The sequence below is a fragment of the Neisseria sp. HMSC068C04 genome (assembly GCF_001810105.1).
Classification (GTDB): domain Bacteria; phylum Pseudomonadota; class Gammaproteobacteria; order Burkholderiales; family Neisseriaceae; genus Neisseria; species Neisseria flavescens_B.
The window spans coordinates 1-14,871 of sequence record NZ_KV799936.1; the positions used below are offsets into that span (position 1 = coordinate 1).

The window sequence follows — 14,871 nt, forward strand, 5'->3', positions numbered from 1 at the left end:
AAAAAACGCAATCTGTTTCAGATTGCGTTTTTTTGCGTCTACCGGTTTTGAAATGATTTGAACCGCTCTTTTTATCTGCTAATGCTGGTTGGTGTTTGTCATAATCTACTAAAAGTATTTATTATTACATATCTAATAATCATAATTTAAGGGAAAACGTTCATGGCGTGGCGGTTTGTGTTGCCTGCTTGGGTGGTGGGTGTAGTACTTTCGTTTGCGTTGCCGTTTGTGCCGCCATGGTGGGCTTGGTTGTCTGTAATCATTGTTACGCTTGCGTTGTGTCGAAGATTTGCTGTGGCTTGGTTGGTGCTGGCCGTCTGTGTGGGCATGGTGTTTGGGGTGTGGCGGACCGGGCTGGTATTGGCTGGTCAATGGCCTGTGGGGGAGGCAGTGGCTAAAGTTTTGACGGTTGAAGTGGCGGATATGCCGCGTGATGATGGTCGGCGTGTGCAGTTTGCGGCAAGGGCTTGGGATGAACGTGGGCAGGCTTTTGATTTGATGTTGTCCGATTATCAGCGGCGCGATTGGGCGGTAGGCAGCAGGTGGTCTGTATCGGCGCGGGTAAAGCCGGTGATTGGTGAAGTGAATGTGCGCGGTTTGAACCGTGAAACATGGGCTTTGGCCAATGGTATCGATGGCATGGGTACTTTGGGGCGCGATAGGAAACTCGTGCGGCAAGGCGGTGGTTTTGATTTGGCTAATATGCGTGATGCGGTAAGCCGGAGTTGGAAGAGAATAGGGGACAAATATCCTGAGTTTTCAGACGGCATAGGGCTGATGCGTGCTTTGAGTATTGGCGAGCAATCGGCGTTGCGGCCGCCTTTATGGCAGGCATTCCGGCCTTTGGGACTGACGCACTTAGTCAGTATTTCGGGCTTGCATGTGACGATGGTGGCGGTATTGTTTGCCTGGCTGATCAAGCGAATTTTTCGTTATTTGCCGTGGATTCCGGCAAAACCGCGTGTGTGGATATTGGCAGGCGGTGTTGCCGGTGCTTTGTTTTATGCGCTTTTGGCCGGTTTTTCTGTACCGACGCAACGCAGTGTGTTGATGTTGGCTGCGTTTGCGTGGGCATGGTGGCGCAGCAGTGGCGACTCGGGTTGGACAGCATGGTGGCAGGCTTTGGCCGTTGTTTTGTTGTTGGATCCGTTGGCCGTATTGGGCGTGGGAACGTGGTTGTCTTTCGGTTTGGTTGCTGCTTTGATTTGGGCTTCATCAGGCCGTCTGAAAGAGTCGGGCTGGCGTTTGGCTGTACGGGGGCAATGGGCGGCGACTGTATTGTCGGTGGTATTGCTGGGCTATTTGTTTGCTTCGTTACCTTTGCTCAGCCCGTTGGTTAATGCGCTGGCTATTCCTTGGTTTTCTTGGGTGTTGACGCCGTTGGCTTTGCTGGGTTCGGTTTTCCCGTTTGAACCTATCCAGTTGGTAGCGGCATTTTTGGCGGAATATACTTTACGCGGTTTGGTATGGCTGGCTACGGTATCGCCTGAATTTGCCGTCGCAGCGGCGCCTGTGCCTTTGCTGGTGTTGGCGATGATGGCAGCTTTGCTGTTATTGCTACCTAAAGGAATGGGCTTAAAACCTTGGGCATGTCTGGTTTTATTGGGTTTTGTATTTTACCGTCCTGCCAAGCTGGAGGAGGGGGTGGCAAGAGTTACGGTGATGGATGCAGGGCAAGGTTTGTCGGTGTTGATACAAACGCGTAACCGCAATCTTTTGTTTGATACGGGAACGGAGCAAGTGGCGCAAACAGGTATTGTGCCGAGTTTGAACGCCATGGGCGTGCGCCGTTTGGACAGCCTGATTTTGTCGCACCATGATATTGACCATGACGGCGGTTTTCAAAGTGTAGCGGCTGTCGGTACCGATAAATTGCTTGCCGGACAACCTGAGTTTTATCCGAATGCAGAGTTTTGCCAAGAAGACAAATGGCAATGGGACGGCGTAGATTTTGAGTTGCTCAGGCCGTCTGAAAATACGGGCAAGGAAGATAACGACCAAAGCTGCGTGTTGCGTGTCGTGGCAAACGGCAAAGCCTTGTTGATAACCGGCGATTTGGGCGTGAAGGGCGAGGCAGGTTTGATTGAGAAATACGGCAATGCACTGTATAGCCAAGTGTTGGTATTGGGACATCACGGCAGCAGCACGGCTTCGTCGGGCAGCTTTCTGCATACGGTTTCGCCGCAATATGCCGTGGCATCCAGCGGCTATGCCAATGCTTACAAACATCCGACCGTTGCCGTACAAAATCGTGTACGCGCGCACGGTATTGCTTTGTTGAGAACGGATTTGTCAGGCGCGTTGGTGTTTGCTTTGGGACAGGGCGATATATTTCAAGGCCGTCTGAAAAAGGATAAGTTTTATTGGCAGAAGAAACCGTTTGAGTAAAAAGGCTAAAAGGCCGTCTGAAAGACTTTTTCAGACGGCCTTAATATTTTTTATTGACGGGCATTATCCAAATTTTGTGTGAATCCAATTGTGGATAGTTTGGTTTGATATTTGATAATAAAGAATAAATTAATCGTGATGAAAAAATAGGCAGTTTTAAGATAGGGTAATAATTACAAAGTTATTAGTAATTATCGGCTGATGGTTGTTTTAAAGTTTAAGGCCGTTTGAACCTGATATTTCATGTTCAGACGGCCTTAAACTTATATAATATCCGACCCATCTGTTTAAAAAGGCAATCCCCATGAACACCATACGCACCAAAATTTGCGGTATTACCCGACCTGAAGATGCGCTGGCCGCAGCCGAATTAGGCGCGGATGCCATCGGGCTGGTGTTTTACGCCAAGAGTAAACGGGCAGTGAGTATTGAGCAGGCGCAGGCGGTTGTGAAAAACCTGCCGCCGTTTGTATCGGTGGTGGCCTTGTTTGTGAATGAAAACGAGCAAACCATCCGCGAAATTTTGCGTCAGGTGCCGATAGATGTGATTCAGTTTCACGGTGATGAAGACGATGATTTTTGCCGTCGGTTTGACCGCCCGTATTTGAAGGCTGTGCGTGTACAGTCCGCTGCCGATATTCAGACGGCCTGTACCAAATTTTCGAATGCCCGCGCCTTGCTGTTTGATGCCTATCATCCGACCGAATACGGCGGTACGGGACAAAGTTTTGACTGGACCATGTTGTATGGCAATATCAGCAAACCGTGGATACTTGCCGGCGGATTGACTGTGGAAAACGTTGCCGAAGCGGTAAAAATCAGTGGCGCGGCGGCGGTGGATGTGTCCGGCGGCGTGGAAATCTCCGGCGGGGTTAAGAGCAGGGAGAAAATGGCGGCGTTTATTCAGGCAGTAAAGGCCGTCTGAAATTTTGTTTGAATGAAAAACAACAGGAATGCAGATATGCAAGAGTCAATCGTCGAATCCCACCCCTTCGCAGCCTTGTTGCCGCCGCAGGCAACGGTCATGATGATGGGGACGTTTCCGCCTAAAGAAGAAAAACACGCGATGCAGTTTCATTATCCGAATTTTCAAAACGATATGTGGCGTGTGTATGGGCTGGTGTTTTTCGGCGATGCGGCGCATTTTCAAAAGCAGGGCGAAAAAGCGTTTGATGCCGATAAAATCAAAGCGTTTTTAAGTGAGAAAGGGATTGCATCCTGTCCGACCGTGTTGAAGGCAATACGCGAACATGGCAATGCTTCGGATAAGTTTTTAAAAGTGATAGAAACCGTCGATTTGGCGGCAGTATTGGCGCAAATGCCCGAGTGCCGCCATCTTTGCACCACCGGCGGCAAGGCAACCGAAGTTTTGTTGGAGATTCAGGGCAGCGGCATGAAAATGCCGAAGACTGGCGAAACAGTACCGTTCCCCTATGCGGGGCGTGATTTGACTCTGACGCGCCTGCCTTCGACTTCGCGTGCCTATCCTTTGAGTTTGGCGAAAAAAGCGGCGGCATATCGGGCTTTTTTTGAAATGGCTGGATTGACTGTTTTTCAGGAGTAGAGCGATGGACCGTTATGAAATTTCTTTAATGACGTTTATGGCGTTGTGGTGGCTTGTTAATGTCGTCTCAGTGTGGCTGAAGGCCAAACAATGGTACATCAGGGTATTGTTGGGCGGAACGCTTTTATATGTGATACAAATATCTTCAGTCATTATGTCTATTAAGGGCCTTAATTGGATATTTTTGAACGCAAGCACTATAAATACCAATGAGTTGATTATTGCTTTGCTTGTGCTTAACTTTCTGGGTTGTTGGTTGCTGGCACTGTGGCTGGGGATGTTGGCATTAAAAATATGCTTGAGAAACAAAAACGAAGAAAAACATATTGCGCCGCCGTTGGGTACGGCGTTGGTTGCAACATCGAGCTGTACGCTGTTGTTCCTATTTTGTCTGCTGATATTATTATTCAATTAGTTGCCGACAAGATGAATGGAAAACGGCTATAATTGCTGACAATTTTACTTTCAGACGGCCTTATACTGAATCAGGCCGTCTGAAACCATAAAACGAACAAGGAAAAATCCCATGAAAAATTATCACGCTCCCGACGAGAACGGCTTTTTCGGCGAACACGGCGGCCTGTACGTTTCCGAAACCCTGATTCCTGCTTTGCAAGAATTGGCAGAAGCCTATAAAGCAGCGAAAGAAGATCCTTCATTTTGGGAAGAGTTCCGCCATGATTTGAAACACTATATCGGCCGTCCCAGCCCTGTTTACCATGCCGCGCGATTGTCCGAGCATTTGGGCGGCGCGCAAATCTGGCTGAAGCGTGAAGATTTGAACCACACCGGCGCGCACAAAGTCAACAACACCATCGGTCAGGCATTACTCGCCCGCCGCATGGGCAAAAAACGCGTCATCGCCGAAACCGGAGCGGGTCAGCACGGCGTGGCTTCTGCCACTGTTGCCGCGCGCTTCGGCATGACTTGCGACGTGTACATGGGCGCGGACGATATCCAACGTCAAATGCCGAATGTGTTCCGCATGAAATTATTGGGTGCGAACGTGGTCAGCGTTGACAGCGGCAGCCGTACTTTGAAAGATGCAATGAACGAAGCCATGCGTGAATGGGTGGCGCGTGTGGACGATACGTTCTACATCATTGGCACTGCCGCAGGTCCTGCGCCGTATCCTGAAATGGTACGTGATTTCCAATGCGTGATCGGTAATGAAGCCAAAGAACAAATGTTGGAAGCCATCGGCCGCCAACCTGATGTTGCCGTTGCCTGCGTGGGCGGCGGCTCCAACGCCATCGGTTTGTTCTACCCTTATATCGAAGAAGAAAACGTACGTTTGGTCGGTGTAGAAGCCGGCGGTTTGGGTGTGGATACGCCTGACCACGCCGCACCGATTACCAGCAAAGCCCCTATCGGCGTATTGCACGGTTTCCGTAGCTATTTGATGCAGAACGAAAACGGCCAAGTCTTGGGTACGCACTCCGTTTCCGCAGGCTTGGACTACCCAGGCATCGGCCCGGAACACAGCCATTTGAACGATATCAACCGCGTGGAATACACCGTTGCCAAAGATGACGAAGCACTCGAAGCCTTTGACTTGCTCTGCCGTTTCGAGGGTATTATTCCTGCGCTGGAATCCAGCCATGCCGTTGCTTGGGCGGTGAAAAACGCGCCGAAAATGGGCAAAGACCAAGTGATTTTGGTTAACCTCTCCGGCCGCGGCGATAAAGACATTAATACCGTGGCGAAACTCAAAGGCATTGAGTTGTAAGTCTTATTGATTGAGCAGTAAAGGCCGTCTGAAAAAGCTGGATTTCAGTCTTTCAGACGGCCTTTGTTTCCATAATGATTCAGCGTAGTATTTTATCCGCGCAAACTCTATCAAGTATCGGCGGCTAAGGAAATTTATCCTTCCAAACCGAGCTTGTACGCTTTCTAAACCAATTATTCAATTTATCCATCACCATGAAACATTTAGCAATCCATCTAAAACTATTGGGCATGGCGGCGTTTTGGGGCGCATCTTGGCCGATGGGGCGGATGCTGGGACAGGCGCTGCCGCCTTTAACGGGCGGTATGCTGCGCTTTTTGACGGCGGCAATCTTGCTTTTGGGCTGGTTGTTTGCACGGTATCGGTTGCGTACTTTGGCGGTTTTGTCGCGTAAACAATGGCTTGGGTTGGCACTGGCGGCGGCATTCGGCGTATTTGGTTTTACCGTATTGTCTATGCTGGGTTTGCAGCGGATTCCTGCTTCAAGGGCGACGGTATTGGTCACGTTCAATCCTGTGCTGACGATGTTTTTTGCAGCTTTGTTATTTGGCGAGAAACTCAACGGCAAGATTGTGTCGGGTATGTTGTTGGCAGTGGCAGGCTCGATATGGGCGGTTACGCATGGCGAGATTGCGGCATTTTTGTCGGGCGGCGGCATAGGGTGGGGCGAAGTACTGGTGTTTTGCAGCCTTTGCTGCTTGGTTACTTATACGATGATAGGCAGGGCGGTGTTGCAGGGGATTGATGCGCTGACGGTTACCGTGGCCACCGCTTGGCTGGGTGCAATGATGTTGCTGCCGCCTGCGCTGATTTCAGACGGCCTACCGTTTGGTATGCTTGCCGAAATGGACGGCAGGGGCTGGTTTGCGTTGATTGGTTTGTCTGTCGGGGCAACGGTGTTGAGCTATGCGTGGTATTTTGAAGGCGTGAAGACTTTGGGCGCAGGCAGCGCGGCGGCGTACATCACTTTGGTGCCGGTATTCGGTATTTTGTGTTCCGCTTGGTTTTTGGGCGAGGCATTGCATGTTTCCTTGGTTGCCGGCTGTTTGGCGGCGGTGGGCGGATTGGCGTTGATGCAGTACGGAAGACGTGCCGTCTGAAATAGAAAATATGTTATATAATAATGAAACTAATCAAACCATTGTTTTCAACATGTCTGAACCTTCCTCCCTGCTCGATTTTGACCGCGCCCATTTGCTTCATCCCTATACATCCATGACCGACCCGTTGCCTGTTTATCCGGTGCGCCGTGCGGAGGGCGTGCATATTGAATTGGCGGACGGCACGCGGCTGATTGACGGGATGTCGTCTTGGTGGTGTGCGATACACGGCTACAATCATCCTTTTTTAAATCAGGCGGTTGAGGCGCAGATTAAGCAAATGTCTCATGTGATGTTCGGCGGTTTGACGCATGAACCTGCGGTGGAATTGGGCAAGTTGTTGGTCGGGATTTTGCCTCAGGGTCTGGACCGTATTTTTTATGCGGATTCAGGTTCAGTTTCGGTAGAAGTTGCGCTGAAGATGGCGGTGCAATACCAGCAGGCGCGGGGTTTGACCGCGAAGCAGAATATTGCGACGGTGCGGCGCGGGTATCACGGCGATACTTGGAACGCGATGTCCGTCTGCGATCCGGAAACGGGGATGCACCATATTTTCGGCAGCGCTCTGCCACAGCGTTATTTTGTCGATAACCCGAAAAGCCGTTTCGACGATGAATGGGACGAGGCGGATTTGCAGCCTGTCCGCGCCTTGTTTGAAGCGCATCATGCGGATATCGCCGCCTTTATTTTGGAACCGGTCGTGCAGGGCGCGGGCGGTATGTATTTTTATCATCCGCAGTATCTTCACGGATTGCGCGATTTGTGCGACGAATTTGATATCGTGTTGATTTTTGACGAAATCGCCACCGGATTCGGGCGCACGGGCAAGATGTTTGCCTGCGAGCACGCGGAGGTCGTGCCGGATATTATGTGTATCGGCAAGGGCTTGAGCGGCGGCTATATGACGTTAGCGGCGGCAATCACTTCGCAAAAAGTCACCGAAACGATTTCGCGCGGCGAAGCGGGCGTGTTCATGCACGGACCGACGTTTATGGCGAATCCGCTGGCGTGTGCCGTTGCCTGCGCTTCGGTCAAGCTGCTTTTGTCCCAAGATTGGCAGGCAAATATCCGCCGCATCGAAAGCATTTTAAAAGGCCGTCTGAAAACCGCATGGGACATTCGCGGCGTGAAAGACGTGCGCGTTTTGGGTGCCATCGGCGTGATCGAGCTGGAAAAAGGCGTGGATATGGCGCGTTTTCAAGCGGACTGCGTGGCGCAGGGCATTTGGGTGCGCCCATTCGGCAGGCTGGTGTACCTTATGCCGCCTTACATCATTTCAGACGGCCTCTTGACCGAACTCGCCGACAAAACCGTACAAATCTTGAAGGAACACAGCAAATGAAAGGCGTTTACTTCGTCAGCGGCATAGACACGGACATCGGCAAAACCGTCGCCACCGGCGTGTTGGCAAAACAATTATTGCAGCAAGGCAAAAGCGTGATCACGCAAAAGCCCGTGCAAACCGGTTGCCAAAACATCGCCGACGACATCGCCGTCCACCGCAACATCATGGGCATATCCTTGCAGGAAGCCGACAAACAAGGGCTGACCATGCCCGAAATCTTCAGCTATCCCGCCTCGCCCCATCTCGCTGCCCGTCTGGATGGCAGGGCTTTGGACTTAAACAAAATCCGCGCCGCCACGCAAAAATTGGCGGAGCAATATGAAATCGTATTGGTCGAAGGCGCGGGCGGATTGATGGTTCCACTGACGGAAGATTTGTTGACCATTGATTATGTTCAGCAACAGGCTTATCCCGTCATTCTCGTTACCAGCGGACGGCTCGGCAGCATCAACCACACCCTGCTCAGCTTCGCCGCGCTCAAACAATACGGCATCCGGTTACACAGTCTAATTTTCAACCATATTCACGACAGCAAAGATGAAACCGTTGCCAGCGATACCTTGGAATATCTTAAAGGCCGTCTGAAAGATGAGTTTCCCGAAGCCAAATGGCAGGAGTTGGCCAAAACAGAGGTGGTAAATGGAGCTTGATATACCGTGTGGCACGCTTTGTTCGCATGCCGAAGCTTCAAGTCTTTTGCCGTCTAAGGCCGGACAACTGCTGACCGTTTCTTCGCTAACCGCCGCTTTACGCGCTTCCGGTAAGGATTTTTCAGTCGAGCCGGTGTATTTGGGTTTGACGAAGGGTGCGGAAAACGGAGACGAAATCTTTGTGCGCGATGTTTTGCTCAAACTGGACGGCGAAACAGTGATACAAGCCAGAAGCGCGTGCCGGCCGGATAGCCGTCTATGGACTGAATTATTAGATTGCGGAACGCAGCCTTTGGGCGAGCGTCTGTTTGACGGTACATTGCCGTTGAAACGTTCGGATTTTGAGTTTCTTCGTTTTGAAGATGCCGATCATCCGTCTTTCAGACGGCCTGTTACCGCGCGCCGTTCGTATTTCAATTGGAACGGCGAAATATTGGAATTAACAGAATATTTCTTATTGAAATTAATGGATTTATACCGATAAGGCCGTCTGAAAAGAAAACCGATTGCCGATGTTTGTCATAATTCTGTTATAATACAATAAATTAAATCGTTAAGATTCGTTTGATTTCAGACGGCAATAAATTATAATAAGAGCTAAGGCTCTAAAAATGCCTTTCCTTCAGCATCCATACATATACAACGACACATTACACCAATGAACATACGGCGCTTTTTCCTACAATTTTTACCGCGTTACGCTGTCGGACGGATGGTGATATACGCCAAACTGATGCGCATCGACAAACCCATCGGTACCCTGCTTTTGCTGTGGCCGACTTATTGGGCATTGTGGATTGCGTCTAAAGGCGTTCCCGACGCGGATATTTTTATTGCCTTTACCGCAGGTACATTTCTGATGCGCAGCGCAGGTTGCGTCGTGAATGACTTTGCCGACCGCAATTTTGACGGCGCAGTAGAGCGTACCAAAAACCGCCCGTTTGCCAAAGGTTTGGTTTCCAAAACCGAAGCGCTGCTTTTGACCGTCATGCTGTGTCTGATGGCGGCCTTGTGTCTGGTGCCGCTCAACCGCTTTACCTGGCTGATGAGCCTTCCGGCCTTGTTTCTGGCCGTCACATATCCCTTTACCAAACGCTTTTTCCCGTTGCCGCAGTTTTATTTGGGACTGGCATTTTCGTTTGGCATTCCCATGGCCTTTGCCGCCGTGCAAGGCCGAGTGCCTCCCGAAGCGTGGCTGATGTTTACCGCCAATGCCTTATGGACGCTGGCTTACGACACGATTTATGCCATGGCGGACAAAGAAGACGATTTGAAAATCGGCATTAAAACTTCGGCAATCACATTTGGCCATCACGACATTAGCGCAACCATGCTTTGCCATTTTTGGTTTACGGTATTGATGGTGGTGTTGGGTATCAAAATTGGCGCAACTTGGCCGTATTGGCTGGTATTGCCGATAACCGCGTATTGGCAGTGCCAACAATATGCCGCCATCCGTACGAGCGACCGTCAGTTGTGCTTCCAAACGTTTTTGGCCAACAACCGCATCGGCTTGGCGTGGGTTTGCGGATTGGTCTGCCATTATTTCTGGTTGTTTTTGGTGTCCAAACTGTTTTAAAAAACGAGGTTGGGGCCGTCTGAAAAGAAAGGGAAAAGGAGTATGCCGGACATACTCCTTTTTATTTAAACCGTGATTTAGCCAATGATGGAATTTTTACTTTAAATTAATTATAATCAAATGGTTGGATTATTTTCGGCTCGTTAAAAAATATCAAAAACAACATGGAAAATGTTAGCGGGACGAGTGTAAATTACGCCTTCAGGATTGAGATTTGCACCGACAATCGGTACAATCCCATTGTTTTGCGACATTTAAAAGAGATACATATGAGCCTGATCGGCGAAATTTTACCTTTGTCCCATATCGTTTTGGATTTGGAAGTCAGCAGCAAAAAGCGTCTGTTTGAAGAGGCCGCACAGCTGCTGGAGAATGAAGCAGAATTACCGAACGCCAACGTGTTCGACTGCCTGTTTGCCCGTGAAAAACTCGGTTCGACCGGTTTGGGGCAGGGGGTGGCGATTCCCCACGGCCGTCACGCATGCGTGAAAAAAGCTACCGGTGCGTTTATCCGCACCAAAGAGCCGGTCGCCTTTGATGCGCCCGACGGCAAACCCGTTTCCCTGATTTTTATCCTGCTTGTGCCTGAAAACGCTACCGGCGAACATTTGGAAGTCTTGTCCAAACTGGCCGGCAGATTCTCTCAAAAAGCCGTCCGTGAAGCATTGATGGCCGCGACTTCTGCCGAAGAAGTACGCACACTCCTGACCGAAGAGTAATTCATGCCCAGCATATCCGTCCGCCGCCTGTTTTCCGATAATCAGCACAAACTCGAACTTGCTTGGGCTGCCGGCAATTCCGGCGCGGACAACCGTATCGGTGTCGAAGCCGATAAACCCGTCTTGGCCTTGGTCGGCCACTTAAACTTTATCCATCCCAACCAAATTCAAGTTGTCGGCGTAGCCGAAGCCGAATATTTACGCCGTCTGGAATCGGGCGAACTCAACTATGATTTCGGCGAGCTTTTCGACATCCCCATGTCTTTGGTCATCGTCGCCAACGGTTTGCCGGTTTCGCCCAAATTACGCGATTATTGCCATACCAACAGTATCCCCTTACTGACTTCTAAACAGGAAAGCCCGCACTTGATGGACGTTTTGCGGATTTATCTGCAACGCACATTGGCAACTTCCACCATCAAGCACGGCGTATTTTTGGATGTATTTGAAGTGGGCGTACTCATTACCGGGCAGTCCGGCTTGGGTAAGAGCGAATTGGCATTGGAGCTGATTTCGCGCGGCCACAGCCTGATTGCCGATGATGCGGTCGAACTTTTCCGTACCGGCCCGGAAATGCTGGAAGGCCGTTGCCCGCCTATGCTGCGTGATTTCCTCGAAGTACGCGGTTTGGGCATACTCAATATCCGCCATATTTTTGGCGAAACCTCCATCCGTCCGAAAAAAATCCTCCAGCTGATTATTAATTTGGTTCCGGCCGACGACGGATACATGAAACAACTCGATCGATTGAGCATCCGTACCGAAACAGAATCTATCCTCAACGTCAGCGTCCGTTCCGTTACCCTGCCTGTTGCAATCGGTCGAAACTTAGCAGTATTGGTTGAAGCTGCAGTGCGTAATTACATCCTTCAATTGCGCGGTAAAGACAGCACCAAAGAATTCCTCGAACGCCATCAAACACAACTCAAAGAAAACGAACAAAATCATGAAAATCGTCCTGATTAGCGGCTTATCCGGCTCAGGAAAATCCGTAGCCCTCAAACAACTTGAAGATTCAGGCTTTTATTGCGTTGATAATCTGCCTTTGGAAATGTTGCCTTCGCTGGTGTTGTACCATATTGAACGCGGCGAAGAAACCCAGCTTGGTGTCAGCGTTGATATTCGTTCCGGTATCAATATCCAAGAAGCGCAAGAGCAAATCCAATATTTACGTAATGAAGGGCATCAGGTCGAAGTCCTGTTTGTTGAAGCTGAAGAGGGCGTGTTGGTTCGCCGCTTCTCAGAAACCCGTCGCGGACATCCTTTGTCCGGCCAAAACCTGACTTTGTTGGAAAGCCTGCAAAAAGAACGCGAGTGGCTCTTCCCGCTTAAAGACATCGCATATTGCATCGATACGTCCAAAATGAACGCACAGCAGCTGCGTTATGCTGTACAACAATGGCTCAACATTGAACGTGTCGGTTTGCTGGTCATTCTTGAATCCTTTGGTTTCAAATACGGCGTCCCCAACAATGCCGACTTTATGTTTGATATGCGTAGCCTGCCCAATCCGTATTACGATCCGGAATTGCGTCCCTTTACCGGCATGGACAAGCCTATTCAAGATTATTTGGGCCAGCAGCCGTTGGCTCAAGAAATGGTTGATGACATCGACCATTTTATTAGCCACTGGCTGCCGCGCCTGCAACAAGAGAGCCGCAGTTATGTGACGATTGCCATCGGTTGTACCGGCGGTCAGCACCGCTCCGTCTATGTTGTGGAAAAACTGGCCGAACGCCTCAAAGGCCGTTACGAACTCCTTGTCCGTCACCGTCAGGCACAAAGCTTGGCAGGACGCTAACTTGCCGTTTCAGACGGCCTCAAAGGAAGAAACCATGAAAAAAATCAGTCTGACCGCATTATCCCTGCTTATCTTGACCGCCTGTGCAACAGAGCCTGTCACTGCTTACCGTTGGCACCGTACCGGCGCAAGCGAAGCTGAAGTTTCCCGCCAAATCAATACCTGCAAATCACAAGTTCAAAATGGAACCAAACGTGGCGATACATCCAAAACGTTTGAGCAATGTATGGATGAAGCAGGTTATTACAGCTACGAGCATGGCAATCTCTAAATCCTGATTGACCGATTATCCAAATACCGAGGCCGTCTGAAAAACAATGATTTTTCAGACGGCCTCAGATACGAATAGAAAGAATAAAAAGACATGGCTATCCAATGGTTTCCCGGCCACATGAACAAGGCAAAAAAAGCCATTGCCGAACGCATTAAAAGCGTTGATATGGTGATTGAGATGTTGGACGCGCGTATGCCTGCTTCCAGCGAAAATCCATTGCTTGCCCAGTTGTCCAAAGGCAAGCCCAAACTGAAAATTTTAAATAAACAAGATCTTGCCGATCCCGAGCGCACCAAAGTTTGGCTCGAACACTACAACAGCCGCCAAGATACCCGCGCCATTGCGCTTGATTCTTCCGAAACCGGCGCTCATGGCAAAATTACCCAAGCCTGCCGCGCCATGATTCCGCATCGCCAAGGTATTGAGAAGCCGTTGCGTGTTCTGATTTGCGGTATCCCCAACGTCGGCAAATCCACCTTGATTAACGGTATGATCGGCAAAAAATCTGCCAAAACCGGCAACGAACCCGGTATTACCAAAGCCGAACAGCGCCTTTTCCTTGCAGACGATTTCTGGCTTTACGATACCCCCGGTATGTTGTGGCCAAAAATTATCGTCGAAGAAGGCGGCTACAACCTTGCGGCCGGCGGTGCAGTTGGACGCAACGCGCTGGATGAAGAAGAAGTAGCACTTGAGCTTTTGGATTACCTCCGCCGCCATTATCTGGCCCTGTTGCAAGAGCGCTATCAAGCCGACAAAGATCCAAGCAGTCATTGGGACGATACTTCTTGGCTGGAGTGGATTGCCAAAAAACGCGGTGCGGTTTTGAGCGGCGGACGAGTCAACTACCAAAAGGCCGCTGAAAATATCCTGACTGATTTCCGCGAAGGCAAAATCGGCAGAATTACGCTGGAAACGCCAAACCAATGGGAAACTTGGCTGAAAAAAGCCAGACAGAAAGAGGCCGAACTCAAAGCCATTCGCGAAGCCAGAAAGGCGGAAAGAAAAGGGCAGCAGCCTTCTGCCGATTAATATAAAAGGCCGTCTGAAATCTATTTTCAGACGGCCTTTTGTTGGAATAGACAATTTAGAGGGCGGTACGGCTGAAGCTGTCCAGAGCTTTATCGGTTTGGATTTGGTTGAACTGCATGGTGGTTTTGTCGCCTTGTTTTTCGTCCAATTCGATTTTTCGTACCAGCGTATCACCGTTGATTTCGATACGGTTGAAGATTTGGCGGGTAATGGCGGTTTTCGGAGTTAAGATCAACGTCCATTTTTTCTCGTTGCCGTTTAATTTCAAATCAAATTGTTTTTCCAAGCCTTGGGTATTACCGCCCAAAAGGTCGAGGAAGAGTTTGATTTGGCGGCTTTGGCCGTTGAGTTTGCTGGCGTTTGGGTTGACCCATTGGCTGCCGTTCCACTGCATGATGCCGTCTGAACGCACGCGCAGGGTGGTTTCAAATGGTTTTTGCATTTTCCAGAGCAGGCCTTTTTGTGGGACAAGGGTAAAGCTGCCGCTGGTGGTCATGGGTTTGCTGAGGGATTTGAGCTGGCGTTGTTGGACAAAATTGCCTTGCACGTTTTGCGGTTTTTGCAGGGTTTGTGCCAATTCGGCAGGGGAAAATGCCCACAAAGCCGGAGCACTGATGAGGAGAGTAAGAGAAAGAATGGTTTTTTTCATTGTGTTTCCATAAGGTTTGAGGCCGTCTGAAAATTCAGACG

16 protein-coding genes are annotated in these 14,871 nt (G+C 50.0%); 15 read left to right on the forward strand and 1 reads right to left on the reverse strand.

The window, feature by feature from the left end; translation table 11 throughout:
* The first annotated feature begins 162 nt into the window (after positions 1 to 162).
* From HMPREF2700_RS05030 to ylqF, 15 genes are all read left to right on the forward strand, one after another.
* The gene (locus HMPREF2700_RS05030; RefSeq protein WP_070590715.1) at positions 163 to 2,388 is read left to right on the forward strand and encodes a DNA internalization-related competence protein ComEC/Rec2; all 2,226 of its coding nucleotides are present in this window, start codon (positions 163 to 165) and stop codon (positions 2,386 to 2,388) included.
* A gap of 304 nt (positions 2,389 to 2,692) precedes the next feature.
* Complete coding sequence (locus tag HMPREF2700_RS05035) at positions 2,693 to 3,313, forward strand: phosphoribosylanthranilate isomerase (protein WP_070590718.1); 621 nt, start codon at positions 2,693 to 2,695, stop codon at positions 3,311 to 3,313.
* Between the two features lie 36 nt (positions 3,314 to 3,349).
* A complete protein-coding gene (locus HMPREF2700_RS05040; RefSeq protein WP_070590852.1) occupies positions 3,350 to 3,952 on the forward strand; it encodes a DNA glycosylase in 603 nt (200 codons plus the stop codon).
* Positions 3,953 to 3,956: 4 nt separating this feature from the next.
* A complete protein-coding gene (locus HMPREF2700_RS05045; protein WP_070590721.1) occupies positions 3,957 to 4,367 on the forward strand; it encodes a hypothetical protein in 411 nt (136 codons plus the stop codon).
* Between the two features lie 111 nt (positions 4,368 to 4,478).
* Entirely contained in the window at positions 4,479 to 5,681 is a 1,203-nt protein-coding gene (trpB, locus tag HMPREF2700_RS05050; RefSeq protein WP_070590723.1) for a tryptophan synthase subunit beta, read from the forward strand.
* Positions 5,682 to 5,875: 194 nt separating this feature from the next.
* On the forward strand, positions 5,876 to 6,781 hold the full coding sequence (locus tag HMPREF2700_RS05055; protein ID WP_070590726.1) for a DMT family transporter: 906 nt from the start codon (positions 5,876 to 5,878) through the stop codon (positions 6,779 to 6,781).
* 52 nt (positions 6,782 to 6,833) lie between these two features.
* The gene (gene bioA / locus HMPREF2700_RS05060; RefSeq protein WP_070590853.1) at positions 6,834 to 8,123 is read left to right on the forward strand and encodes an adenosylmethionine--8-amino-7-oxononanoate transaminase; all 1,290 of its coding nucleotides are present in this window, start codon (positions 6,834 to 6,836) and stop codon (positions 8,121 to 8,123) included.
* Positions 8,120 to 8,776 (forward strand): dethiobiotin synthase, encoded by a 657-nt coding sequence (gene bioD, locus HMPREF2700_RS05065; protein ID WP_070590729.1) that lies wholly within the window; start codon positions 8,120 to 8,122, stop codon positions 8,774 to 8,776. Before bioA ends, bioD begins: the two co-directional genes overlap by 4 nt.
* Positions 8,766 to 9,260 carry a chorismate--pyruvate lyase family protein gene (locus tag HMPREF2700_RS05070; protein ID WP_070590731.1) on the forward strand — a complete coding sequence of 165 codons (495 nt, stop codon included), beginning with the start codon at positions 8,766 to 8,768 and terminating at the stop codon, positions 9,258 to 9,260. Before bioD ends, HMPREF2700_RS05070 begins: the two co-directional genes overlap by 11 nt.
* A gap of 174 nt (positions 9,261 to 9,434) precedes the next feature.
* Positions 9,435 to 10,355, forward strand: coding sequence for a 4-hydroxybenzoate octaprenyltransferase (gene ubiA, locus HMPREF2700_RS05075; protein ID WP_070590734.1), 921 nt, complete (start codon positions 9,435 to 9,437; stop codon positions 10,353 to 10,355).
* Between the two features lie 269 nt (positions 10,356 to 10,624).
* Positions 10,625 to 11,074: a PTS IIA-like nitrogen regulatory protein PtsN gene (ptsN, locus tag HMPREF2700_RS05080; protein ID WP_003747374.1), complete on the forward strand. Its 450-nt coding sequence runs from the start codon at positions 10,625 to 10,627 to the stop codon at positions 11,072 to 11,074.
* Between the two features lie 3 nt (positions 11,075 to 11,077).
* A complete protein-coding gene (gene hprK / locus HMPREF2700_RS05085; RefSeq protein WP_003747372.1) occupies positions 11,078 to 12,040 on the forward strand; it encodes an HPr(Ser) kinase/phosphatase in 963 nt (320 codons plus the stop codon).
* Positions 12,021 to 12,875 (forward strand): RNase adapter RapZ, encoded by an 855-nt coding sequence (rapZ, locus tag HMPREF2700_RS05090; protein ID WP_070590737.1) that lies wholly within the window; start codon positions 12,021 to 12,023, stop codon positions 12,873 to 12,875. Before hprK ends, rapZ begins: the two co-directional genes overlap by 20 nt.
* A gap of 34 nt (positions 12,876 to 12,909) precedes the next feature.
* On the forward strand, positions 12,910 to 13,146 hold the full coding sequence (locus HMPREF2700_RS05095) for a protocatechuate 3,4-dioxygenase (RefSeq protein WP_049351430.1): 237 nt from the start codon (positions 12,910 to 12,912) through the stop codon (positions 13,144 to 13,146).
* A 93-nt stretch (positions 13,147 to 13,239) separates the two neighbouring features.
* Positions 13,240 to 14,181 (forward strand): ribosome biogenesis GTPase YlqF, encoded by a 942-nt coding sequence (gene ylqF, locus HMPREF2700_RS05100; RefSeq protein ID WP_049322861.1) that lies wholly within the window; start codon positions 13,240 to 13,242, stop codon positions 14,179 to 14,181.
* Between the two features lie 55 nt (positions 14,182 to 14,236).
* On the opposite strand, the gene HMPREF2700_RS05105 is transcribed toward ylqF, so the two are convergent.
* Positions 14,237 to 14,830, reverse strand: a complete 594-nt coding sequence (locus HMPREF2700_RS05105) for a LolA family protein (RefSeq protein WP_070590739.1) — start codon at positions 14,828 to 14,830, stop codon at positions 14,237 to 14,239.
* Positions 14,831 to 14,871 lie beyond the last annotated feature (41 nt).